We start from the raw sequence: 24,390 nt of genomic DNA, 5'->3' as shown, positions 1-24,390 counted from the left end.
TCGGCCCCCGATCGGAGCGCTCAGCGAGTCCTGGTGTCGACGAACGGCGGCTTGACCACATCGCATTCGACCAGGCGACCGCGCACGTCCACGGCCACCCGGGCACCGTCGGCGATGTCGGCACCGGTGTCGATCAACGCCAGCGCGATCCCGACTTTCAGTGTCGGCGAGAAGGTTCCGGAGGTCGTGGTCCCGATGGTGCGGTCTCCGTCGACGACGTCGAGCCCGGCGCGCAGCACCCCTCGCCCCACCGCCCGCAGCCCGCGCAGGGTGCGGCGTGCTCCGGCCTCCTTCTCCGCCAGCAGCGCGTCACGGCCCCAGAAGGCGTCCTTCTTCCAGCCGACGGCCCAGCCGCAGCGGGCCTGCAGCGGCGAGATGTCGCGCGACAGCTCGTGCCCGTGCAACGGATACCCCATCTCGGTGCGCAGGGTGTCGCGGGCCCCGAGCCCGGCGAGTTGGCCGTCGGCCGCGGTGACACGCTCGACCAGCGCGTCGAACACCACGGCGGCGTCGTCCCAGGACGGCAGCAGCTCATAGCCGTGCTCGCCGGTGTAGCCGGTGCGACACACCCGTACGTCGACGCCGTCGAACGTCGCGTCGGCATAGCCCATGTAATCCATCTCGGTGGGCAACCCCAACCCGCCCACGACATCGGTGGAGCGCGGTCCCTGCACCGCCAGCACCGCACGCGAGCGGTGCTCGTCGGTGACGGTGATGTCCGCGGGTGCGTGCTGCTGGAGAGCCGCGACGACGGCCGCGGTGTTGGCGGCGTTGGGCACCAGGAAGATCTCGTCGTCGGAGACGTAGTAGGCGATCAGGTCGTCGATCACCCCGCCCGACTCGGTGCAGCACAGCGTGTACTGCGCCTTGCCCGGACCGATGCGACGCAGGTCGTTGGTGAACGCGGAGTTGACGAACTCGGCGGCGTTGGGCCCCTTCACCAGCGCCTTGCCCAGGTGGCTGACGTCGAACAGCCCGACGGTGGTGCGGGTGGCGGTGTGCTCGGCCACGGTGCCCGCGTAGGACACGGGCATCAACCAGCCGCCGAACTCGGCGAAGCTCGCGCCGAGCTCGCGGTGACGCTGTTCCAGGGGGCCGGCCAACAGGTTGTCAGTCACGACGAACCAGACTAGTCGGCCAGTGGATAGGGTGGTTGGCCGTGAGCACCGCAGCCGGTTACCAGTCCCCTTCCGTCACCGTCGCCAGCGCGTTACCCGAGCAACGGGCCGCGTCATCGGTCTTGATCGTGCCTGTCGTCAGCGCCGGTGACGACGACGGCACAGCCACCGTGGTGGACTCCGGACTCCTCGGGTCGGAGAGCATCGCCGAGATCGATAGCGCGCTCGCCGCACTCGGCGCCAAGGGCGGTGCCGAACAGGTCACGCGCGTCGTCGCAGCGTCGCTGCCGGTGGACAGCGTGCTGGCCGTAGGGCTGGGCAAGCAGCGCGACGAGGTGCCGGCCGAGACGGTGCGCCGCGCGGCCGGTGTCGCCGCCCGTGCGCTGTCGGGTGTCGAGGCGGTGCTCACCACCCTGACCGCGCTCGACCTGTCGGCCGCGATCGAGGGGCTGATCCTCGGCGGCTACCGGTTCAGCGATTTCCGCTCCGCCAAGACCGCGCCCAAGGACGCTGCGGTCGCCGCGATCATCGCGCTGACCACTGCGCCCGACGCGGACGCCGTGGCCGGCCGCGCCGCGGCGATCGCCGGCGCGGTGGCCACCGCCCGCGACTTCGTCAACACCCCGCCCAGCCATCTCTATCCCGATGAATTCGCCCGTCGCGCAGAGGCTTTGAGCGAAGCAGCAGGGATGGAGGTGGAGATCCTCGACGAGGCGGCGCTGACCGAGCAGGGCTTCGGCGGCATCGTCGGGGTGGGCAAGGGCTCCTCACGTCCGCCGCGCCTGGTCCGGCTCATCCATCGCGGTGCGCCCGGCCAGGACGCCAAGACCGTCGCGCTGGTCGGCAAGGGGATCACCTTCGACACCGGCGGCATCTCCATCAAGCCCGCCGCCAACATGCACCACATGACCTCCGACATGGGCGGCGCGGCCGCCGTCGTCGCCACCGTGGTGCTCGCGGCGCGCCGACAGTTACCGCTCAACGTCATCGCCACGGTGCCGATGGCCGAGAACATGCCGTCGTCGACCGCGCAGCGTCCCGGCGACGTGCTGACGCAGTACGGCGGTACCACCGTCGAGGTGCTCAACACCGACGCGGAGGGCCGGCTGATCCTGGCCGACGCGATCGTGCGGGCCTGTGAGGACGACCCGGACTATCTGATCGAGACGTCGACGCTGACGGGTGCGCAGACCGTCGCGCTGGGCGCCCGCACCCCGGGGGTGATGGGCAGCGACGAGTTCCGCGACCGTGTCGCAGCGCTCTCGCAGGCCGTCGGCGAGAACGGCTGGGCCATGCCGCTGCCCGACGAACTCAAAGACGACCTCAAGTCGACGGTGGCCGACCTGGCCAACGTGAGCGGCTCCCGGTTCGCGGGCATGCTCGTGGCGGGCGTCTATCTGCGCGAGTTCGTCGCCGAGAACGTGCAGTGGGTCCACATCGACATCGCCGGTCCGGCCTACAACACGAGCGGTCCGTGGGGGTACAGCCCCAAGGGCGGCACCGGGGTGCCGACGCGGACGCTGTTCGCGGCCCTGGAGGATATCGCCGTGAACGGCTGATCGGACCAAAGCCGCCAACGGCTGATCAGCGCTCGAGTTCTTCGCGGGCGGCGCGCTTGCGTTCGATGCGCCGCCGCTCGTCGTAGTCACGCATCCGCTGCGGGTAGCCGACCTTCTGCACGTCGTACACCGGGATCTTCAGCTGTTTGGACAACCGCCGTGCTCCGGCGTCGCCGCCGGCGCGGCGGCGGGTCCACTCCCCGTCGGCGGCGACCAGCACCACGGTGACGTCGGTGACGGTGGTCTTGGGCTCGACGAAGGCTTCCACACCGGTGTGCTCGGCGACCCAGCGCTGCAGATAACGCAGATCGGCCGCCGGGTCGGGTCCCGAGGCTGTCCCGCGTGAGCGACGCCGACCGCGGAGCTTGTCGAACAGTCCCACTTGTGCGCGCTCCTCTCTGTCCGGCCCCGGTGCACCACCGGCCGCCCGCAATTCGATAGTGCCAGAGCGGCCAGAACTAACGTCCGCGGCGAATCGTGTGGACAGACGTGACAGGATGGGTACGGACACTTCGATACCTGCGACTGACCGTGCAAGGGAGCCACACCAATATGGCCATCTCCGTTCAGATGCCCGCACTCGGCGAGAGCGTTACCGAGGGGACTGTCACCCGCTGGCTCAAGCAGGAGGGAGACACGGTCGAGGAGGACGAGCCATTACTGGAAGTGTCGACCGACAAGGTTGACACCGAAATCCCTTCCCCCGCAGCCGGTGTCCTGAAGAAGATCATCGCCCAGGAGGACGACACCGTCGAGGTCGGCGGCGAGCTGGCGGTCATCGGAGATGCCGATGACAATGACGGCGACTCCGGGGACAGCGGCGCAGACGAGGCGGAGGACGAGAGCGGCTCAGAGCCGACGCAGGACGACAGCGGCGAGGACGAGCAGGCCGACGAGGACGAACAGGCCGGCGAGCCCGAACCCGAACCCGAGAAGTCGTCCAAGTCTTCGGAGTCGTCCGGCAAGTCCGGTGGCGGTTCGGGGTCGTCGACGCCGGTGTTGATGCCCGAGCTCGGCGAGTCGGTCACCGAGGGGACGGTCACCCGCTGGCTCAAGAGCATCGGAGACACCGTCGAGGTCGATGAGCCGCTCGTCGAGGTGTCCACCGACAAAGTCGACACCGAGATCCCGTCCCCGGTAGCCGGCACGCTGCTGTCGATCACCGCCGAGGAAGACGACACCGTCGAGGTCGGTGGCGAACTGGCCAAGATCGGCGAGCCCGACGGCGAGTCCGGCGGCGAACCGGAGCCAGAGCCCGAGCCCGAGCCGGAACCAGAACCAGAACCGGAGCCAGAGCCAGAGCCGGAACCAGAACCGGAGCCAGAGCCAGAGCCGGCCAAGGAGACCAAACCCAAGGCCAAGCCCGCCGAGGAAGCCAAGCCCGAACCCAAGGCCGAACCGAAACCGGAGCCGAAGCCCGAACCCAAGGCCTCTGCCGACGAGTCGCCGGGCGACTCCGGCCCGTACGTCACCCCGCTCGTGCGCAAGCTCGCCTCGGAGCACGGCGTGGACCTGAGCGCGGTCAAGGGCACCGGGGTCGGCGGCCGGATCCGCAAGCAGGACGTGCTCGCCGCGGCCAGCGCCAAAGAGGAGAGCACCAAGGCTCCCGCCGACAAGCCGGCCGCGGAGGCCCCGGCCAAGGCGGCCACCACCGCGCCGGCCCCGCACGGTGCGCTGGCCCATCTGCGCGGCACCACTCAGAAGGCCAACCGCATCCGCCAGATCACCGCCAAGAAGACGCGGGAATCCCTGCAGAGCACAGCGCAATTGACGCAGACCCACGAGGTCGACATGACCAAGATCGTGGCGTTGCGCGCAAAGGCCAAGTCGCAGTTCGCCGAACGCGAAGGCGTGAACCTGACGTATCTGCCGTTCATCGCCCGCGCGGTGATCGACGCGTTGAAGATCCATCCGAACGTCAACGCCAGCTACAACGAGGACAGCAAGGAGATCACCTACTTCGACGCCGAACACCTCGGGATCGCCGTCGACACCGAGCAGGGCCTGCTGTCCCCGGTCATCCACAACGCCGGTGACCTGTCGCTGGGCGGGCTGGCACGCGCCATCTCCGACATCGCGGAGCGGGCCCGCACGGGCAACCTCAAGCCCGACGAACTCGCCGGTGGCACGTTCACCATCACCAACATCGGCAGCCAGGGCGCACTGTTCGACACCCCGATCCTGGTGCCGCCGCAGGCGGCCATGCTGGGCACCGGGGCGATCGTCAAGCGTCCGCGGGTGATCATCGACGAGTTCGGCAACGAGTCGATCGGAATCCGTTCGGTGTGTTACCTGCCGCTGACCTACGACCACCGCCTGATCGACGGCGCCGACGCCGGACGGTTCCTGACCACGGTCAAGCGACGGCTCGAGGAAGGCGCCTTCGAGGCCGACCTGGGGCTGTAGGCCGGCGTGTCGATGCCCTCGGATTCGGTCGTCGCGGTCGCGGGATCGTCAGGTCTGATCGGTACGGCGCTGGTCTACGCCCTGCGCGCGACCGACCGCCGGGTGCTGCGCCTGGTTCGGCGGGCGCCGACCCACGCCGACGAGGTGTTCTGGAACCCCGACACCGGTCAGTTCGACGCGGAGGCCCTGCGCGGGGTGGACGCGGTGGTCAACCTGTGCGGGGTCAACGTCGGCCAGAAGCGTTGGTCGGGAGCGTTCAAGCAGAGCCTGCGCGACAGCCGGATCGGACCGACCGAGGTGCTGTCGCGCGCCGTGGTCGACGCCGGGGTGCCGGTGCTGATCAACTCCAGCGCTGTCGGCTTCTACGGTGACACCGGCGCCACCCCGGTCGACGAGACCGCAGGCCCCGGCCGCGGCTTCCTGGCCCGGCTGACCGTCGACTGGGAGGCAGCGACCAAAGCCGCGTCCGAGCACGGCGTGCGGGTGGTGCTGACTCGCACCGGGCTGGTGATGGCGCCCTCGGGCGGTCTGCTCGGCAGGATCAAACCGCTGTTCGCGCTGGGCCTCGGCGCGCGTCTGGGCAACGGCCGGCAATACATGTCGTGGATCAGCCTCGAAGACCAGGTGCGGGCGCTGCTGTTCGCGATCGCCCGCGACGACCTGTCCGGTCCGGTGAACTTCACCGGACCCGCCCCGGTCACCAACGCCGAGTTCACCGCCGCGCTCGGACGCACGCTACGACGGCCGACCCCGTTGACGGTTCCAGGCTTCGCGCTGCGGGCCGCGCTCGGGGAGTTCGCCGACGAGGGCGTGCTGGGCGGTCAGCGAGCCGTCCCCGCAGCGCTGGAGCGCGCCGGGTTCACGTTCCACCACAACACCATCGGCGAAGCACTGGCCTTCGCCACCGCCCCCACCAGCGACTGAGAGTAGCGTCGTGTCCATGACCTCCTCGGCACGCTCGCACGAGTCGGAGGTGCAGGTGCGGCGCCTGGGCACGGTCGACTACCGCCGGGCATGGGATCTCCAGCGCGACGTCGCCGCCGAACGGGTCGCCGGCGGTCCGGACACCCTGCTGCTCCTCGAACATCCCCCGGTCTACACCGCGGGGCGGCGCACCCTGCCCGAGGAGCTGCCGGACCCGGCTTTCTCGAGCACCCCCGTCGTCGAGACCGACCGCGGCGGCAAGATCACCTGGCACGGCCCCGGGCAGCTGGTCGGCTACCCCATCGTCGGCCTGGCCGAACCGATGGACGTGGTCGACTTCGTGCGCCGCCTGGAGGAGGCGTTGATCACCGTCTGCGCCGAACTGGGCGTGCCGACCGGCCGGGTCGACGGCCGCTCCGGCGTCTGGGTGGCCGGTGCCTCGCCGCGGCCGCGAAAGATCGCGGCCATCGGAATCCGGGTGGCCCGGGCGACGACACTGCACGGATTCGCGCTCAACTGCGACTGCGACCTGTCGGCCTACGGCTCGATCGTCCCGTGCGGCATCACCGATGCCGGGGTGACGTCGCTGAGCGCCGAACTGGGACGGCGCGTCACCGTCGCCGAGGTCACCGACCGCGTCGCCGACGCGGTACTCGACGCGCTGGACGGCCGGATCGCCATCGGCGCAACCACCGGGGCGGGCGTAGACTCGGCCCAGTGACTATCGCTCCCGACGGCCGCAAGCTGCTGCGTCTGGAAGTGCGCAACGCCCAGACCCCGATCGAGCGCAAACCGCCGTGGATCAAGACGCGCGCCACGATGGGCCCGGAGTACCGGGAGCTCAAGGGACTGGTGCGGCGCGAGGGCCTGCACACCGTATGCGAGGAAGCCGGCTGCCCGAACATCTTCGAATGTTGGGAGGACCGGGAGGCGACGTTCCTGATCGGCGGCGAACAGTGCACCCGCCGCTGTGACTTCTGCCAGATCGACACCGGCAAGCCCGCCGAACTCGATCGTGACGAGCCGCGCCGGGTGGCCGAGAGTGTGCACACCATGGGTCTGCGCTACTCCACCGTCACGGGGGTGGCCCGCGACGACCTGCCCGACGGCGGCGCCTGGCTCTACGCCGAGACGGTGCGCCAGATCAAGGCGCTGAACCCGGACACCGGTGTGGAGTTGTTGATTCCGGACTTCAACGCCGACCCCGACCTGCTCGGCCAGGTCTTCGCGGTACGTCCGGAAGTGTTGGCGCACAACGTCGAAACCGTTCCGCGCATCTTCAAACGGATCCGCCCCGGGTTCCGCTACGAACGCAGCCTGTCGGTGCTGACCATGGCCCGCGACCACGGCCTGGTCACCAAGAGCAACCTGATCCTGGGCATGGGTGAGACACCCGAGGAGGTCCGCGCCGCGCTGCGCGACCTGCACGACGCCAACTGCGACATCGTGACCATCACCCAGTACCTGCGCCCCTCGCCCCGCCACCATCCCGTCGAACGGTGGGTGCACCCGGACGAGTTCGTCGAGCACCAGGATTTCGCCACCGAACTCGGATTCGCCGGGGTGCTGGCCGGGCCGTTGGTGCGCTCGTCCTACCGGGCGGGCAAGCTCTACGCGCAGACCGTGGCGTCGCGCCCGTCGGGAGTCTCCGCGACTGCCGCATCGCACTCCGTATCCTGAAGCAATGGCGAAGAGGCGTAATCCGGCCGAGGCGAAGGCCGCCAAGGCCGAGGCGAAGGCCGCCCGCAAGGCGGCGTCCAAGCAACGGCGCAGTCAGCTGTGGCAGGCATTCCAGATCCAGCGCAAAGAGGACAAACGTCTCCTGCCCTACATGATCGCCGCATTCGTTCTGATCGTCGGCGCGTCGGTGGCCATCGGGGTCTATGCCGGCGGCTTCACGATGTACATGCTGATTCCTCTGGGCGTCGTGCTGGGTGCGCTGGTCGCCTTCATCATCTTCGGGCGGCGCGCGCAGAAGTCGGTGTATCGCAAGGCCGAAGGACAGACCGGAGCGGCCGCGTGGGCGCTGGACAACTTGCGCGGCAAGTGGCGCGTCACCCCGGCGGTCGCCGCCACGGGGCACTTCGACGCGGTGCACCGGGTGATCGGACGGCCCGGGGTGATCTTCGTCGCCGAAGGGTCACCGAACCGTCTCAAGCCGCTGCTGGCCCAGGAGAAGAAGCGCACCGCACGGCTGGTCGGTGACGCCCCGATCTACAGCGTCATCATCGGCAACGGCGACGGTGAGGTGCCGCTGTCCAAGCTGGAACGGCACCTGAACAAGTTGCCGTCCAACATCAGCGTCAAGCAGATGGACTCGCTGGAGTCCCGCCTGGCTGCGCTCGGCAGCAAGGCCGGTCCCGCCGCGATGCCGAAGGGCCCGCTGCCGGCCAACGCGAAGATGCGCGGCGTGCAGCGCACCGTCCGGCGGCGATGAGCCGTCCGACCGGTCGCCGGGGCAGCGTTAGCGCCGAACGACGGCGGTCTTGGTCGCGAGGTCGTGCAGGCCGCGCAGGTCGGAGTCGGTGAACAGAGCCGGGATCACCAGCGTGATGAGCAGTTGGCGCGCCAGCGCCCGACCGGAACCGACGTGGGCGCGGTGGTCGACCGAGGCCACCCGCAGGCCGAGCGCGAACTGCCCCGGCGTGAAACCGAACAGCCGCACCGATGCGACGCCGAGCACGAACCAGACGATCAGTTGTGTGGTCTGCAGCGCGGCGAGACCGACCAGCCCCAACCCCGTCAGCAACGCGGCCACCCCGAGGGCGACGACCCAGTCGACAACGAGCGCGGCGATCCGGCGGCCGAACCGGGCGATGGAACCGGAGCCCTCGGCCGGCATCCCGAGCCGCTGTCCCGGGTAGGTGCCCGGCTCGCCAGGCTCCGGCCCGGACAGCCAAGATCTGAAACCGGAACCGGAAGCGCGGGGCATGCAGTCAGGATATGTGTCGGCAGAAGTGCGCCGGACCGGGACGGGCCCGTACGCGTAACGTCTACGCAACATGCGCTTGACTACCGTGCAACATCGTGTCCATACCGTCACCGGCGGGCTACCAAAAAAGGAGAGCAATCAGTGGCAGAACAGACCGCCGACGACATCATCAAGCTGATCAAGGACGAGAACGTCGAGTATGTCGACATTCGCTTCTGTGATCTGCCCGGCGTCGTCCAGCACTTCTCGATCCCGGCGTCGGCCTTCGACGAGAGCGTGTTCGAGGACGGGCTCGCGTTCGACGGTTCTTCGGTGCGCGGCTTCCAGTCCATCCACGAGTCGGACATGATGCTGCTGCCCGATCCGGCGACGGCCCGGATCGACCCGTTCCGGCACGCCAAGACGCTGAACATGAACTTCTTCGTGCACGACCCGTTCACCCGCGAGGCGTATTCCCGCGACCCGCGCAACGTGGCCCGTAAGGCCGAGAACTATCTGGCCAGCACCGGCATCGCCGATACCGCCTTCTTCGGCGCCGAGGCCGAGTTCTACATCTTCGACTCGGTGACCTTCGACTCCCGCATCAACGGCACCTTCTACGAGGTCGACTCCGAGTCCGGCTGGTGGAACACCGGTGAGCCGCTGGAGGCCGACGGCAGCCCCAACCGCGGCTACAAGGTGCGGCCCAAGGGCGGCTACTTCCCCGTCGCGCCGTACGACCACTACGTCGACCTGCGTGACCAGATGGCCACCAACCTGCAGAACGCCGGCTTCGTGCTCGAGCGCGGCCACCACGAGGTGGGCACCGCCGGCCAGGCCGAGATCAACTACAAGTTCAACACGATGCTGCACGCGGCCGACGATGTGCTGCTGTTCAAGTACATCATCAAGAACACCGCCTGGCAGGCCGGCAAGACCGTCACGTTCATGCCCAAGCCGCTCTTCGGTGACAACGGGTCGGGCATGCACGCCCACCAGTCGCTCTGGAAGGACGGCAAGCCGCTGTTCCACGACGAGTCCGGTTATGCGGGCCTGTCGGATCTGGCCCGCCACTACATCGGCGGCATCCTGCACCACGCGCCGTCGCTGCTGGCGTTCACCAACCCGACGGTGAACTCCTACAAGCGCCTGGTGCCGGGCTACGAGGCGCCGATCAACCTGGTCTACAGCCAGCGCAACCGCTCGGCGTGCGTGCGTATCCCGATCACCGGCAACAACCCGAAGGCCAAGCGTCTCGAGTTCCGCTGCCCCGACAGCTCGGGTAACCCGTACCTGGCGTTCGCGGCCATGCTGATGGCCGGCATCGACGGCATCAAGAAGAAGATCGAGCCGCTGGCCCCTGTCGACAAGGACCTCTACGAACTGCCGCCCGAGGAGGCCGCGAACATTCCGCAGGCCCCCACCTCACTGGCCGCGGTCATCGACAAGCTCGAAGAGGACCACGAATACCTCACCGAGGGTGGCGTGTTCACCGAGGACCTGATCGAGACCTGGATCTCCTACAAGCGGGAGAACGAGATCATGCCGATCCAGATCCGTCCTCATCCGTACGAGTTCTCGCTCTACTACGACGTGTAACGATCCTGCACGAGCAGACGCTTAGGCCCCCAAAATCTGTGAATTTTGGGGGCTTTCGCGTCTGCTCGGCACGTGAGGACCCTCCGTAGCGAGTAACGTCGGATCATGATCTCGAGAGTCGACGCGCGCTTGAGCGCTTACTCATCGCCGATGTTGAGCATCTTCCGCATCGTGCTCGGCGTCCTGTTCACTTTGCACGGCACCATGAAGCTCTTCGGCTGGCCGCTCGGCGAATCGGTTCCGGTCGGCTCCTGGCCGATGTGGTGGGCCGGGGTGATCGAGCTGGTCACCGGACTGCTGATCACCGTGGGGTTCTTCACCCGGATCGCCGCGATCGTCGCAGCCGGGCAGATGGCGGTGGCCTACTTCTGGAAGCACTGGGGCGTCTTGGGCGGTGAACCGAGCACCTTCTGGCCGTTCGGTAACGGCGGGAACGGCGGCGAGGTCGCGATTCTGTTCTGCTTCGGCTTCCTGCTGCTCGCCACCACGGGTGCCGGAGCGTGGTCGATCGACGAACGGCGCCGGTCCCCCGCAGTCGCCGCCCGCTGACCCCGCGAGCCGGGTGTTACGTCGGCGACGATGCCCTCGGGGCGGCAACCGGGGCGCGGATTCCGCCCACAGTGCACGCTGGGTGAGGTTCAGCCGGCGTCGCGCGCCCAGGCCGGCTTGATGAACACGCCCTCGGCCTCGACGGTCGCGCCCTCGGAATCCAGCAGATAGCCGCGTGCGAACGTCTTCACGCCCTCGGAGCGTTCGACGAATGCCTCGGCGCGCAAGGGCCCCAGCGGAGTCCCCCGCAGGTAGCGCAGGCTGATCGTGCCGGTGAACTTCGGCTGCAGCAGCCCCTCACTGGCCACCTCGCCCAGGATGTGGTCGAGTACCAGCGCGCAGATTCCACCGTGCACCCAGCCCGGCGGACCCTCGTAGGCGGGCCCGAGTGTGAACTCGCTCCAGCAGCTGCCGTCGGGTTCCTGTTCGATGATCATCGGCGGAGCGATTGCATTACGCAGTCCCACAGCGGGATTCGCCCAAGCCACGGGCCGGCCGGTGTCGGCGTGGCGCAGTGTCGAGCGGCCATCACGCTGCCGACGCTGCAGCAGTGCGGCGGCCTGCTGCAGGTGCGTCAACGCCTCCTGCACGGTCTCGTCGTCGACTTCGGTGTGGATCCCCACGTCGATCAGCGTGCGCAGCGCATCGGTCAGCGGCTCGTAGGAGCTGCGCAGCCGCTCGTACTCCTCCGCGCTGATCGCATCGAACGAGAAGTCCATCTAGCCTCCGAAAACCTTCCGCACCACGGCCTTCGCCCGACGCGTCACCCGCAGATAGTTGTCCAGGAACTCCCCACCGTCACCCTCGGGCCAGCCGGCGGCCACCGCGACCGCGTTGAGCAGCCGCCCCGGACCGGGCAGCTGGTCGGTCGGCTTGCCCCGCACCAGCACCAGTGCGTTACGCGCCTTCGTCGCGGTCAGCCAGGCGTCACGCAGCAGTTCGACGTCACCCTCGGCGATCAACTCGGCGGCCCCGATCGCGTTCAGCGACTCCAAAGTGGAGGTGTTGTGCAGCGCCTTGATCCGGTGCGCGAAGCGCAATTGCAGCAACTGGACCGTCCATTCGATGTCGGCGAGGCCGCCGCGTCCCAGCTTGGTGTGGGTGTTGGGGTCGGCGCCTCGCGGCAGCCGCTCGGCATCGACGCGCGCCTTGATGCGGCGGATCTCCTGCACCGTCTCGGCGGACACCCCGCCGGCCGGGTAGCGGATCTTGTCCACCATCAGCAGGAACCGTTCGCCGAGGGACAGATCACCGGCCACCCGGTGCGCCCGCAGCAGCGCCTGGATCTCCCAGGGTTGCGCCCACTGCGAGTAGTAGGCCTCGTAGGACGCCAATGTCCGCACCAGCGGCCCGCTTCGGCCTTCCGGTCGCAGGTCGGCGTCGACCTCCAGCGGCGGGTCCGCGCTGGGGGTACCGAGCCGCGACCGCACCTGCTCGGCCACCGTGGTCGCCCACCTGACGGCCACCGACTCCTCGACGCCGTCGGCGGGCTGACACACGAACAGCACATCGGCGTCGGATCCGTAACCCAGTTCGCCGCCCCCGAGGCGCCCCATCCCGATCACGGCCAGGCGGGCCGGGGCGCCACCCTCCGACGTGTTGGCCCGGGTCACCGCATCGAGCGCGGCCTGCAGCACGGCCACCCACACCGAGGTGAGCTGCCGGCACACCTCGGTGACGTCGAGCATGCCCAACAGATCCGCGGATGCGATGCGCGCCAGCTCCCGTCGGCGCAGCGACCGGGCGGCCGCGATCGCCCGCAGCGGATCCGAGTGGCGCGCCGCGGAGGCCACCAGGGAGCGCGCGGCCCCCTCGGTGTCGACGTCACAGAGCTTGGGCCCGTTCGGTCCATCGGCGTACAGCTGGATCACCTCGGGGGCACGCATCAACAGGTCCGGGATGTAGGCCGAGGTGCCCAGCACGTGCATCAATCGTTTGGCGACGGCGCCCTCGTCACGCAATGTCCCGAGGAACCAGCGCTGATCGGCCATCTCGTCGCTGAGCCGGCGGTAGTTCAACAGCCCCGCATCCGGGTCCGGGGTGTCCGACAGCCAGTCCAACAACGTCGGCAGCAGCACCTGCTGCACCCGGCCGCGACGGCTGCTGCCCCCGGTCAGAGCGCGCAGATGCGTCAACGCGCTCTGCGGGCCTTCGTAACCCAGTGCTGCGAGCTGCCGTTCGGCTGCCTGCGCGTTCATTCCGGCGGCCAAGCCAAGCTGGTCCGGGCCGACGGACTCCAGCAGCGGTTGGTAGAACAGCTTGGCGTGCAGCCGTGAAACCCGGTGGCTCTGCCGCTTGAGTTCCTCGCGCAGCACCCCGAGCGAATCGTGGCGACCGTCGGGCCGCATGTGCGCCGCCCGGGCCAGCCAACGCATCGCCTCGACATCGTCGGCTTCGGGCAACAGGTGGGTGCGCTTGAGGCGCTGCAGCTGCAGCCGGTGCTCGAGCAGCCGCAGGAATTCATACGACGCGGTCATGTTCGCCGCGTCGTCGCGCCCGATGTAGCCGCCGTCCCCCAGCGCCGCCAGCGCGTTCACCGTCGACGCGACATGCAGTGACTCGTCGTTGCGGCCGTGCACCAATTGCAGCAGCTGCACCGCGAATTCGACGTCCCGCAGGCCACCGGTGCCCAATTTCAGCTCCCGCGAACGCACCTCGGCGGGCAACAACTCCTCGACGCGGCGCCGCATGGCCTGCACCTCGGGCACGAAATCCTCACGCTCGCAGGCAGTCCAGACCATCGGCATCAGCGCGTCGATGTAGCGCTCACCCAGCTCGGCGCCTCCCGCCGCGGGCCGCGCCTTCATCAGCGCCTGGAACTCCCACGTCTTGGCCCACCGCTCGTAATAGGCCACATGCGACTCGAGTGTGCGGACCAGCTGCCCCTGCTTGCCTTCGGGCCGCAGTGCCGCGTCGACCTCGAAGAACGCGTCGGCGGACAGCCGCATCATCTCGCCGGCGATCCGGGTGGCGGTGGCCAGGCTGCTGTGCGCGCCGTCGTCAGCGACGAAGATGACATCGACGTCGCTGACGTAGTTCAGTTCCTGCGCACCGCATTTGCCCATCGCGATGACGGCCAGCTGCGGCGGTTCCGTGTCCCCGCACACCGCCCGGGATGCCACCTGCAGCGCCGCGCCCAGCGCGGCGTCGGCGAGGTCGGACAGGTGCTCCCCGACCACCGTGAACGGCAGCACGGGCTCGTTTTCCACTGTGGAGGCCACATCGAGTGCGGCCAGCACCAGCAGCCGGTCGCGGTAGAGCGTCCGCAACCCCGGCATCGCCGCCGCGCCCCCGGCGGAATCCGCGGCCTCGGCGTCGAACATCGCGATCAGCTCGTCACGGCGGGGCAGCGCGACGGCCCCGGCCAGCAGGCGCCAGGAGTCCGGGTGGGCGATCAGGTGGTCGCCCAGCGCCAACGACGACCCCAGCACTGCGAACAACCGACCGCGCAGGCTGCGGTCGGTCAGCAGCGCCTTGTCGAGTTCGCCCCATCCCGCGTCGAGGGCCTCCCGCAGCCGCAGGACGGCCAGCAGCGCGGTGTCGGCGTCGGGCGCGCGCGACAACGACCACAACAGCTCGACGTGGGCATCGGTGTTCCACCCCAGTCGGTCGAGGTCGGCCTGCGCATTCTTGTGTACCAGCCCGAGCCGACCCACGCCGGGAAGCTTCGGGCGCTGCGTCGCTGGTCTGGCCACCTCTAGGAATTTACGGCAGGCACCGTCAGCGCTAGAGAGACAGGTAGTTCTTCAGCTCGAACGGAGTGACGTGGCTGCGGTAGTTCTCCCACTCGGCGCGCTTGTTGCGCAGGAAGAAGTCGAACACGTGCTCGCCGAGCGCCTCGGCCACCAACTCCGAGTTCTCCATCTCCGTCAGCGCCACGCCCAGGCTGCCCGGAAGCTCCTTGTACCCCATGGCGCGTCGTTCCTCCGACGTCAGGGTCCACACGTTGTCCTCGGCTTCCGGAGCAAGCACGTAGTTCTTCTCGATGCCCCGCAGGCCGGCGGCCAACAGCACCGCGAAGGTCAGATACGGGTTGCAGGCCGAGTCGGGGCTGCGCACCTCGACCCGCCGCGACGACACCTTGTGCGGGGTGTACATCGGCACCCGCACCAGCGCCGAGCGGTTGGCCGCTCCCCACGACGCCGCCGTGGGCGCTTCTCCGCCGTGCACCAGCCGCTTGTAGGAGTTCACCCACTGGTTGGTGACGGCGCTGATCTCGTTGGCGTGTTCCAAGATGCCCGCGATGAACGACTTGCCGACCGACGACAGCTGCAACGGGTCGTCGGGGCTGTGGAAGGCGTTGGTCTCGCCTTCGAACAGACTCATGTGGGTGTGCATGGCCGAGCCCGGGTGCTCGGCGAACGGCTTGGGCATGAACGACGCGCGCACACCGTCGCCGAGGGCGACCTCCTTGACCACGTAGCGGAACGTCATCACGTTGTCGGCCATCGACAGCGCATCGGCGTAGCGCAGGTCGATCTCCTGCTGGCCGGGGGCACCCTCGTGGTGGCTGAACTCCACCGAGATGCCCATCTGCTCGAGAGCGTCGATGGCGTGACGCCGGAAGTTGGGTGCCGCGTCGTGCACCGCCTGGTCGAAGTATCCGCCGTTGTCGGCGGGTTCCGGTGGCGTGCCGTCGTTGGGTCCGGGTTTGAGCAGGAAGAATTCGATTTCGGGGTGCACGTAGCAGGAGAAGCCGAGGTCGCTGGCTTTGGCCAGCTGACGGCGCAGCACATGCCTCGAGTCCGCCCACGACGGCGAGCCGTCGGGCATCGTGATGTCGCAGAACATGCGCGCCGAGTGATGCTTGTCGGATCCGTCGGCCCACGGCAGCACCTGGAAGGTGGACGGATCAGGCCGAGCCACCATGTCGGCCTCCGACACCCGGGCGAAGCCCTCGATGGCCGAGCCGTCGAACCCGATGCCCTCCTCGAAGGCGCCTTCGAGTTCAGCCGGGGCGATCGCGACCGACTTCAGATATCCCAGCACGTCGGTGAACCACAGCCGGACGAAGCGAATGTCGCGCTCCTCCAGGGTGCGCAGCACGAATTCCTTCTGCCGATCCATGCCCGAAGCGTAGGTTCCGCCTGTTAATTCTGTGTTACACCCCTGCTAGCACCGCAATCCGGCCGCGGGCGGCACCGAGTCGACGAGAAAGTCGAGCACCGCGGTGTCCACGCAGGCGTCGCCGTTGAAAACCACCGTGTGCTGGGCGCCCTCGAAGGTGATCAGGGCTGCGTCCAATTGGCGGGCCAGTTCCACGCCGGACTGGTAGGGCGTCGCCGGGTCGCCGGTGGTCGACACCACCACGACCTTGCCCGGTCCGGGCGACGTGGCCGCCCCCACGATCGGCGTCGGCGGCACCGGCCACAGCGCGCACACGTCGCGCGGGGCATGGCCGGTGAATTCCCCGTAGGACAGGAACGGCGCCGCGGCCCGCACCCGGCGGTCGAGATCCGCCCACACCGCGGGGTCTTTCGGGAAGTTCGCATCAACACACCGGATCGCGGTGAACGCGTCCTGGCGGTTCTTGTAGTGCCCGTTGCGGTCGCGCTGCTGGTAGTCATCGGCCAGCAGCAGCAGATCGGTCGGGTCGGTGCCGCGCTGCAGGCCCAGCAGGCCGCTGGTCAGATAGGTCCAGTACCGCGGCGAGTACAGCGCGCTCGCGGTGCCGGTGAGTGCGTCCTGGTAGCTGAGTCCGCGCGGATCAGGGGTCGCCGCGGGCTTGGTGACCAAGGGTTCGACCAATTGGAGGTAGCGCTCCACGAACCGGGCTGGATCGGTGCCCAGCGGGCAGTCCGCCGATTCTGCGCAGTCGGCGGCGTAGCGATCGAACGCCTGCTGAAAACCGGCCTGCTGGCGCAGGCTCTTGGTGAGCGGGTCCATGCTGGGGTCGACGGCGCCGTCGAGCACCATCGCCCGGACCCGGTCCGGGTAACGCGCGGCGTACGCGGTGCCCAGTTGGGTCCCGTAGGAGAATCCGAGGTAATTGATCTGCTCCTCGCCCAGCGCGGCACGCACCGCATCCATGTCCTGGGCCGCGGTCGCGGTGCCGACGCTGGCCAAGAACTCCGGACCCATCCGGTTGAGGCACGACGTGGCGAAATCCTGGAGTATCCCTTCGATCTGCGCCACGCCGGCGGGACTGTAGTCGGCCATCGGCTGGGCCCGGTACGCGTCGAACTCCGCGTCGGTTCGGCACCGCAGTTGCGGTGTCGAATGACCGACGCCGCGCGGATCGATTCCGACGAGGTCGAACCGCTCGAGCAGTTCGGTGCCGGCCAGCGCGGCTCCCATTCCGGCGACGGTGTCGACGGCCGACGCACCGGGCCCGCCCGGGTTGACGACGAGCACACCGATCCGGTCCCCTTCGGCGGGCACCTTGATCACGGCCAATTGCGCTTGCGCCCCTTGCGGTTTGGCGTAGTCGACGGGCACCGAGACGGTTGTGCACCGGGCCGTCGGCAAGCCCGAGGTGTCACCGACGAACTCCGCACACGTTCCCCACACCGGTTGCGGCGCCGCCGAAGCCGTCGGGGTCAGTACCGCCGCGAACACGGCCAGCGCCGCCAACAGTCGTCCGGCCCGAAGCATGGCTGCCATCGTTGCATGCCGCGACACCGCGGGTCTGCCCCTGGGACGCAACGGTGACCCGGCCGTTACCGGGTGGCGGGTGCGGCCGTCAGCACCGGGTGTCCGGCGGCGGCAGCGTCAGGTCCACCAGATAGCGCGTCGCGATGTCGTCGATGCACTTGTCGCCCTGCAATGACACGGTGTGCTGAGTGCCTTCGTAGGTCAGCAACGTGCCGCCGAGCTGGCGGGCCAGATCCACCCCGGCCTGGTACGGCGTGGCCGGATCATTGGTGGTCGAGATCACCAGCACCGGGGGCAACCCGTTGACCTTGATCTCGCGCTGGTCGGTGGTGCGCGGCACGGGCCACATGGCGCAGGCCGACATCGGGGCGTAGCCGGTGAACTCGCCGTAGCTCATGAACGGTGCGACCTCGCGGGTGCGGCGGTCCAGCTCGACGAGCTTGTCGCGGTCGGTGATCGCGGGTTTGTCCACGCAGTTGATCGCGATCCGGGCGTCGGTCTTGTTGCTGTAGTGACCCTCGGCGTCACGCCCCATGTACAGGTCGGACAGCGCCAGCATGGTGTCGCCGCGACCGTTCTCGATCTCGGTCAGCGCCACGGTCAGGTGCCGCCACAACGTCGGCGAATACAGCGGCAGGATGGTGCCGACCAGCGCATCGTTGTAGCTCAGTCCCCGCGGATCGCTGGTTTTGGCCGGCTCGTCGACCAACGGCCACACCAGGTCGTGGTATTCGTCGACCGCCTTGGCCGGGTCGGTCCCCAGCGGGCAGTCGGGACTCTTGGCGCAGTCGGCCGCGTAGTCGTCGAAGGCCTGTTGGAACGCCGCGGCCTGCCGCACATCGGCCTCGAGCGGATCGGCGTTCGGGTCGATCGCGCCGTCGAGGATCATGGCGCGCACGTTCTGCGGATAGGCCTCGGCGTAGCCGGCGCCGATCCGGGTGCCGTAGGAATATCCCAGGTAGGTGAGCTTCTCGTCGCCGAGGGCCTCCCGCATCGCATCGAGATCCTTGACCACACTGGCGGTTCCGACGTTGGCCAGGAACTCCTTGCCCATCTTGTCGACGCAGCGCTCGATGAACTCTTTGGTCTGGGTCTCCATGTGCGCCACCCCCTCAGGGGTGTATTCGACGACGTTGTCGGCGCGCAGCCGGTCGTTGTCCTCGTCGCTGTTGCACCACACCGCCGGCGCCGACCGCGCGACGCCGCGTGGATCGAAGCCGACCAGGTCGAAGCGCTGGCGCAGTTCCCGGGGCAGGGTCGGCAGCATGCCGATCGCGGCGTCGACGCCCGACTCGCCCGGGCCGCCCGGGTTGATCAGCAACGAGCCGATCTTCTCGCCGGTGGCCTGGAACCGGATCATCGCCAACTGGGCGATGTCACCGTCGGGGGCGTCGGGGTTGTCCCAGTTGACGGGCACGGACAACATGCCGCACTCGGCGTCGGGCGGGATCATGGCCTGATCGGACGGTCCGTCGGCCGCCTCGCACGGGCCCCACTGGATCGGTGTGCCCGGCAGGGGTACCGAGATCACCGCCGTGCCCTGCACCAGATTGCTGCATCCGGCCACGACGGTCACCGCCGCAGCGAGGGCCAGGCCGCTGCGCGCGGCCCCGGTGATGAGGCTCATGGCAACACATGCTGCCATGACGGGGCATCGACGCTGGCAAGCGTGTGTTTACCGCAGCCGATCTAGCGTGTCGCGTCGACCAGTTCGGCCAGCGCCGGCGCGAAGTTGTCCGCCAGGGTCCACAGGTCGGGCAGCAGTTCGGGGCAGGAGACCATCCCGACGTCGAGGTTGCCGTTGAGTGACATCACCGTCATGTTCAGCCCGCTGCCGTGGAAGATCGGGCCCAGCGGGTACATCGCCTTGACCTCGCAGCCGAGCATGTACAGCGGCATCTGCGGTCCCGGCACGTTGGACACCACGAGGTTGTGCACCGGTCGAGCGCCGCCGAGTCTGCTACTGGCATACACCCGCATCGCGGCGCCGAACACCGCGGGCGCGGCGAACTGCGTCCAGTCCTGCAGCAGCGTCGCGCCGATGGCCGAAGAGTGTTGTTTGGCAACACCGTTGGCATCAGCGATGGCTCGCAGGCGCTCAGCCGGGTCGTCGATATTGGTCTCCAGCCGCGAGAACATTCCCGAGACCTGGTTGCGTCCCGGACGGTCGGAGCGCTCATGCACCGACACCGGAACCATCGCGACCAGCGAGTTGCCGGGCAGTTCGCCGCGCTCGAGCAGGAACGCGCGCAGCCCCCCGGACACCAACGCCATCACGACGTCGTTGACCTTCACGCCGAAGTGGTTCTTGACCGTTTTGACGTCCTCGAGGTCAAGTTGGGTGAACGCGACGTTGCGGTGACTGGTGACGTTGGCGTTGAACGCGGTCTTGGGCGCGCTGAACGGAGACGCCATGGTCAGACCGTTACGCGCGCGTCGGACTGTGTCCACCACCGTCGACACCGTGGCCGGCACCACGTTGGTTAGCCGCAGCGGCCTCGTGGCGAACCGCACCGCGCCGCTGACCGCGATCTCGAGCCCGGTGGCGTCGCCGGGCCCGTCGACCGGGTCCGGCGGCGGGGCGTCCGGCTCGGTCGAGCACAGCTTCGACAGCAGATTGGCACCCGTCACACCGTCGACGCTGGCGTGGTGCACCTTGGTCATCACGGCGATGCGACACTGCTCGGCGTCCGGGTCGGCGCCGGTACCGCAGTAATTCTCGATGACCCACATTTCCCACAGTGGCCGGGAGCGGTCCAGGGGTAGCGACGCGATGTGGCCGCAGATCTGGGCCAGTTCGACACGGCCGCCCGGCGACGGCAGACCGATGCGGTGCAGGTGCCGGTCGACGTCGAAGTCCTTGTCCTCCACCCACACCGGATGGTCCAGGTTGAACCGGTTGTCCGCCAGCTTCTCCCGGAACTCCGGCATTGCCTTGATTCGCAGGTTCAACCCGTCGCGGAACCGGTCGAATGTGTAACCGCCGGGCATCGTCGTGGTGTCGAGTTCGAGGATCGAGCACACGTGCAGGGGCTGCGCTGCCGTCTCGAGATAGAGAAAACTGGCGTCCAACCCGCTGAGACGTTGCATGGCGCCGATCGTATGCTGACCAGCCTCGAGTGTGAGGAAATCCACTCAACACGCCATTCAACAGACACTGCCCCGGGTGGCAGACTGGGGAACTGTCAGCGAACCCGGGGACCCGACGCGGCCTCGAGGATTCGAACGACCGACCCGAAGAGGGGACAACGATGTCCGAGCAGACTGTCTACGGAGCCGCCAGCACGCCCAAACCACGGGTCAAGGTGCGTACCCACCATTTGCACAAGTGGAAGGCCGAAGGCCACAAATGGGCCATGCTGACCGCCTACGATTACTCGTCGGCCGCGATCTTCGACGACGCCCAGATCCCCGTGCTTCTGGTCGGTGACTCCGCGGCCAATGTGGTCTACGGCTACGACACCACCGTGCCGGTCACCGTCGACGAGCTGATCCCGCTGGTCCGTGGTGTCGTGCGCGGCGCACCGCATGCGCTGGTGGTGGCCGATCTGCCGTTCGGCAGCTACGAGGGCGGCCCGGCTGCGGCGCTGGCCACGGCCACGCGGTTCCTCAAGGAGAGCGGCGCGCACGCCGTCAAACTCGAGGGCGGCGAGCGCGTCGCGGAGCAGATCGCCACGCTCAGCGCGGCCGGCATCCCGGTGATGGCACACATCGGCTTCACCCCGCAGAGCGTCAACGGCCTCGGCGGCTTCCGGGTCCAGGGCCGCGGCGACGCCGCCGAGCAGACCATCCACGACGCGATCGCGGTACAGGAGGCCGGCGCCTTCGCGGTGGTCATGGAGATGGTGCCCGCCGAGCTGGCCACCCAGATCACCGGCAAGCTGACCATCCCCACCGTGGGGATCGGCGCCGGCCCCAACTGCGACGCACAGGTGCTGGTGTGGCAGGACATGGCCGGCATGACCCACGGCAGGACCGCGAAGTTCGTCAAGCGGTTCGGAGCCGTCGGCGACGAGTTGCGCCGGGCGGCCGTGCAGTACGCCGAGGAGGTTGCCGCCGGCGTCTTCCCCGCCGAGGAGCACTCCTTTTAGGCGAAGTCGGCGCGGCGTTTGGCCAGGAACGCGTCGACGCCTTCCCTACCGTCGGCCGATTCCGCGCGCGCCGCGATCAGCCGGGACTCGAGCTCCATCTGCTGTTCCAGGCCGTTGCCGAACGTGTCCAGCAGCAAGGTTTTGACGCCGCCGTTGGAACCGGCCGAGGTCGCGGCCATCTGTTCGGCGAGCTCGTCGGCGCGCGCGGCCAGCGTGTCAGTGGGAACCACCTCGGTGACCAGCCCCCAGTCGGCGGCCTCCGTAGCGCTCAGCGTGCGGTTGGTCAGCATCAGCTGCTTGGTCCTGGCGATGCCGATCAGCCGCGGTAGGTAGTACGACGAGCTGCCGTCGGGGCTGAGCCCGACCCGGGTGTAGGCCATCGTGAACGACGCCGACTCGGCGGCCAGCACCAGGTCGCCGGTCACGGCCAGCGAGAAGCCCGCGCCGGCGGCGGTGCCGTTGACCGCCGTGATGACCACCGCGTCGCAGCGCGCGAATGTGGAGATCGCGCGGTGGAGATCGTCGGCGACGCCCTTGATGTGGGCCCCCCGGCTCGGCGCCGAGGAAAAGTCCTTGAGATCGCCTCCGGCGCAGAAGAACCGGCCGGCACCGGTGATCAACACCACCTTGGTCGCCGGAACGTCACACCGCGCCGCCGCGGCGGCCAGCTCGCGAGTCATGGTCGCGTTCATGCCGTTGGCGGCGTCGGGCCGATTCAGCGTGATCCGGGCGATCGCGCCGGTCTGCTCGAAGCTCAGGGTCTGGTAGTCGCTCACGCAGCGACTGTATTACAGCATGCCGTCCAGATATCCGGCCCGGCACGCCCGTCGCGCCAGCTTGCCGCTGGTGGTACGCGGAATGGTGCCTGCGGCAACGAGTTTCACGTCGTCTATCGGCAACGCGTGCTTACGCGACACCGCTGCACGGATGGCCTCGGTGACCGGTGCGGCATCGACCCGGCCCGCCCCGGCGGCCCGTTCGGCGACGATCGCCAGCACCTCACCGGTGGCACCCGGCACCGAGAACGCCGCGACGAATCCGGTTCGCACCGCCGAGGATGCTTGCGCGACGGTCGCTTCGATGTCTTGCGGATAATGATTGCGCCCGTCGACGATCACCATGTCCTTGATCCGGCCGGTGATGTGCAGTTGACCGTCGATGTAGACACCGAGGTCGCCGGTGCGCAGCCAGTGCGCCCCCTCGGCGCAGCCTTCGGCGTGGCTGCCGGTCTCCTGGCGCGTCTGCAGCTTGTTGACGAAGGTCAGTTCGGTTTCCTTGGGTCGGCCCCAGTAGCCGGTGCCGATGTTGTCGCCGTGCAACCAGATCTCGCCGACACGGCCGTCGGGCAGTTCGGCCTCGGTGTCCGGTGCGACGACGACCGCCCACTGGCTGCGCGCGACGTGACCGCAGGACACCTGCGCCACCGCGTCGGGATGATCGGCGGCCACCTTCACCGCGCGCCCGGCGTTGAGCTCGTGCCGGTCGAGGTACACCGCCGTCGGCACGGAATCGGCCGGCGTGGTGGAGACGAACAGTGTCGCCTCGGCCATACCGTAGGACGGCTTGATCGCGCTCGGCTGCAGACCGTACGGCGCGAACGCGTCGACGAATTTCTCCACCGAGGCCATGTTGACCGGCTCGGAGCCGTTGATCAGGCCCGCCACGTTGCTCAGGTCGAGGTGCTCCCCCGCCGGCGGCAGGCCCCGCGTGGCGGCCAGTTCGAACGCGAAGTTGGGCGCCGCGGCGAACATCGGTTTGTCGGTGGCGCCCAGCTCCTTGATCCACCGGTACGGCCGGCGCACGAATGCCACCGGCGACATCAGGGTGATGTGGCCGCCCGTCAGCGCCGGGAACATGATCATCAACAGGCCCATGTCGTGGAACAACGGCAGCCAGCTGACGCTGCGAATGTCCCAGTCCAGCCCGATCGACATGATCATCTGCACGACGTTGGTGCACGCCGAGCGGTGCGTGATCTGCACCCCTGCCGGGGTGCGGGTGGAGCCCGACGTGTACTGCAGATAGGCGATCGCATCGGTGTCCAGCGGGACCGGCAGGAAACCGGCGCCGACGCTGTCGGGCACCGCGTCCACGGCGATCATCCGGGGCCGGCGGTCCCGCGGCAGCGTCCGCAGGAAGTCGCCGACAGCCTTGGCCGCCGACGTCGTGGTCAACACCACCGTCGGGCGGGCGTCGTCGAGGACGGCGTCGAGCCGCTCGGCGTGCCCGGGCAGCTCCGGCGCGAACAACGGCACCGCAATGGTCCCGGCCTGGATCGCCGCGAAGAACGCCACGACGTAGTCGACGCCCTGCGGCGCCAGGATCGCGACCCGGTCACCGGGACGGGTGAGGTGTTGCAGCCGACCACCGATGGCGCGCAACCGCACCCCGAGAGCCGACCAGTTCAGCTCGACGGTGCGGTCATGGTCGAAATCGAGATAACGATAGGCCGGCTGATCACCGAACAACTCGACGTTGCGGTCGAGGAAGGACGTCAGCGTGACACCCGACGGGATCGCGATGTTGCCCTCGCGGTCGAGATAATCCTCAAGCCTCATCTCTGGACTCATAAGAGCATTCTAAGAGAGCGCCTTACGAAACGCCGGTAGGGATCCGATCTTGTTTCCGGCGCGTCCGCG

Annotated in this window: 20 protein-coding genes; 9 read left to right on the top strand and 11 right to left on the bottom strand. The window is 68.6% G+C overall.

Annotated elements, in window-relative coordinates:
* Positions 1-20: 20 nt before the first annotated feature.
* Positions 21-1,118, bottom strand: coding sequence for a glycine cleavage system aminomethyltransferase GcvT (gene gcvT / locus G6N31_RS04240; protein WP_098004486.1), 1,098 nt, complete (start codon positions 1,116-1,118; stop codon positions 21-23).
* Between the two features lie 41 nt (positions 1,119-1,159).
* On the opposite strand from gcvT, the gene G6N31_RS04235 reads away from it, so the two are divergent.
* Positions 1,160-2,677 (top strand): leucyl aminopeptidase, encoded by a 1,518-nt coding sequence (locus G6N31_RS04235; protein WP_098004487.1) that lies wholly within the window; start codon positions 1,160-1,162, stop codon positions 2,675-2,677.
* A 25-nt stretch (positions 2,678-2,702) separates the two neighbouring features.
* On the opposite strand, the gene G6N31_RS04230 is transcribed toward G6N31_RS04235, so the two are convergent.
* Complete coding sequence (locus G6N31_RS04230; RefSeq protein ID WP_098004488.1) at positions 2,703-3,059, bottom strand: oxidoreductase; 357 nt, start codon at positions 3,057-3,059, stop codon at positions 2,703-2,705.
* Between the two features lie 170 nt (positions 3,060-3,229).
* Between G6N31_RS04230 and sucB the strand changes: the two genes are divergently transcribed.
* Genes sucB through G6N31_RS04205 form a run of 5 tightly spaced genes read left to right on the top strand, consistent with a single transcriptional unit; the run spans position 3,230 to position 8,444 of the window.
* Positions 3,230-5,083, top strand: a complete 1,854-nt coding sequence (gene sucB / locus G6N31_RS04225; protein WP_098004489.1) for a 2-oxoglutarate dehydrogenase, E2 component, dihydrolipoamide succinyltransferase — start codon at positions 3,230-3,232, stop codon at positions 5,081-5,083.
* A gap of 12 nt (positions 5,084-5,095) precedes the next feature.
* Positions 5,096-6,007, top strand: a complete 912-nt coding sequence (locus G6N31_RS04220; RefSeq protein WP_098004545.1) for a TIGR01777 family oxidoreductase — start codon at positions 5,096-5,098, stop codon at positions 6,005-6,007.
* Between the two features lie 16 nt (positions 6,008-6,023).
* A complete protein-coding gene (lipB, locus tag G6N31_RS04215) occupies positions 6,024-6,728 on the top strand; it encodes a lipoyl(octanoyl) transferase LipB (protein ID WP_098004490.1) in 705 nt (234 codons plus the stop codon).
* Entirely contained in the window at positions 6,725-7,687 is a 963-nt protein-coding gene (gene lipA / locus G6N31_RS04210; protein ID WP_098004491.1) for a lipoyl synthase, read from the top strand. The genes lipB and lipA overlap by 4 nt, the downstream gene beginning before the upstream one ends.
* Before the next feature lie 4 nt (positions 7,688-7,691).
* Positions 7,692-8,444: a DUF4191 domain-containing protein gene (locus G6N31_RS04205; protein WP_098004492.1), complete on the top strand. Its 753-nt coding sequence runs from the start codon at positions 7,692-7,694 to the stop codon at positions 8,442-8,444.
* A 27-nt stretch (positions 8,445-8,471) separates the two neighbouring features.
* Here the strand turns inward: G6N31_RS04205 and G6N31_RS04200 are convergent, their stop codons facing one another.
* Positions 8,472-8,939 carry an RDD family protein gene (locus G6N31_RS04200; RefSeq protein ID WP_098004493.1) on the bottom strand — a complete coding sequence of 156 codons (468 nt, stop codon included), beginning with the start codon at positions 8,937-8,939 and terminating at the stop codon, positions 8,472-8,474.
* Between the two features lie 141 nt (positions 8,940-9,080).
* Here G6N31_RS04200 and glnA (G6N31_RS04195) point away from each other — a divergent pair, with 141 nt between their 5' ends.
* On the top strand, positions 9,081-10,517 hold the full coding sequence (gene glnA / locus G6N31_RS04195; protein WP_098004494.1) for a type I glutamate--ammonia ligase: 1,437 nt from the start codon (positions 9,081-9,083) through the stop codon (positions 10,515-10,517).
* A gap of 105 nt (positions 10,518-10,622) precedes the next feature.
* Complete coding sequence (locus tag G6N31_RS04190; RefSeq protein ID WP_179964266.1) at positions 10,623-11,066, top strand: DoxX family protein; 444 nt, start codon at positions 10,623-10,625, stop codon at positions 11,064-11,066.
* An 89-nt stretch (positions 11,067-11,155) separates the two neighbouring features.
* Here the strand turns inward: G6N31_RS04190 and G6N31_RS04185 are convergent, their stop codons facing one another.
* The 6 genes from G6N31_RS04185 to G6N31_RS04160 all read right to left on the bottom strand — a co-directional run bounded on the left by G6N31_RS04185 (position 11,156) and on the right by G6N31_RS04160 (position 20,750).
* On the bottom strand, positions 11,156-11,785 hold the full coding sequence (locus G6N31_RS04185; protein ID WP_098004495.1) for a PaaI family thioesterase: 630 nt from the start codon (positions 11,783-11,785) through the stop codon (positions 11,156-11,158).
* Positions 11,786-14,761, bottom strand: coding sequence for a bifunctional [glutamine synthetase] adenylyltransferase/[glutamine synthetase]-adenylyl-L-tyrosine phosphorylase (locus tag G6N31_RS04180; RefSeq protein WP_098004496.1), 2,976 nt, complete (start codon positions 14,759-14,761; stop codon positions 11,786-11,788).
* A 31-nt stretch (positions 14,762-14,792) separates the two neighbouring features.
* Complete coding sequence (gene glnA / locus G6N31_RS04175; protein ID WP_098004497.1) at positions 14,793-16,133, bottom strand: type I glutamate--ammonia ligase; 1,341 nt, start codon at positions 16,131-16,133, stop codon at positions 14,793-14,795.
* 45 nt (positions 16,134-16,178) lie between these two features.
* Positions 16,179-17,669 carry an alpha/beta hydrolase gene (locus G6N31_RS04170; RefSeq protein WP_098004498.1) on the bottom strand — a complete coding sequence of 497 codons (1,491 nt, stop codon included), beginning with the start codon at positions 17,667-17,669 and terminating at the stop codon, positions 16,179-16,181.
* Positions 17,670-17,748: 79 nt separating this feature from the next.
* A complete protein-coding gene (locus tag G6N31_RS04165; protein WP_179964265.1) occupies positions 17,749-19,287 on the bottom strand; it encodes an alpha/beta hydrolase in 1,539 nt (512 codons plus the stop codon).
* Positions 19,288-19,349: 62 nt separating this feature from the next.
* Positions 19,350-20,750 (bottom strand): WS/DGAT/MGAT family O-acyltransferase, encoded by a 1,401-nt coding sequence (locus G6N31_RS04160; RefSeq protein ID WP_098004547.1) that lies wholly within the window; start codon positions 20,748-20,750, stop codon positions 19,350-19,352.
* A gap of 161 nt (positions 20,751-20,911) precedes the next feature.
* On the opposite strand from G6N31_RS04160, the gene panB reads away from it, so the two are divergent.
* Positions 20,912-21,751, top strand: coding sequence for a 3-methyl-2-oxobutanoate hydroxymethyltransferase (gene panB / locus G6N31_RS04155; protein WP_098004500.1), 840 nt, complete (start codon positions 20,912-20,914; stop codon positions 21,749-21,751).
* Here panB and G6N31_RS04150 read toward each other — a convergent pair.
* Together G6N31_RS04150 and G6N31_RS04145 are read right to left on the bottom strand one after the other, a co-directional pair.
* Positions 21,748-22,527, bottom strand: a complete 780-nt coding sequence (locus tag G6N31_RS04150) for an enoyl-CoA hydratase/isomerase family protein (protein WP_098004501.1) — start codon at positions 22,525-22,527, stop codon at positions 21,748-21,750. The two genes, panB and G6N31_RS04150, sit on opposite strands and share 4 nt — an antisense overlap.
* A gap of 12 nt (positions 22,528-22,539) precedes the next feature.
* The gene (locus tag G6N31_RS04145; protein ID WP_098004502.1) at positions 22,540-24,321 is read right to left on the bottom strand and encodes a fatty acyl-AMP ligase; all 1,782 of its coding nucleotides are present in this window, start codon (positions 24,319-24,321) and stop codon (positions 22,540-22,542) included.
* Between the last annotated feature and the right edge of the window lie 69 nt (positions 24,322-24,390).

The sequence above is a fragment of the Mycolicibacterium duvalii genome (assembly GCF_010726645.1).
Taxonomy (GTDB): domain Bacteria; phylum Actinomycetota; class Actinomycetes; order Mycobacteriales; family Mycobacteriaceae; genus Mycobacterium; species Mycobacterium duvalii.
This window is presented reverse-complemented; position numbering and strand designations above follow the sequence as displayed.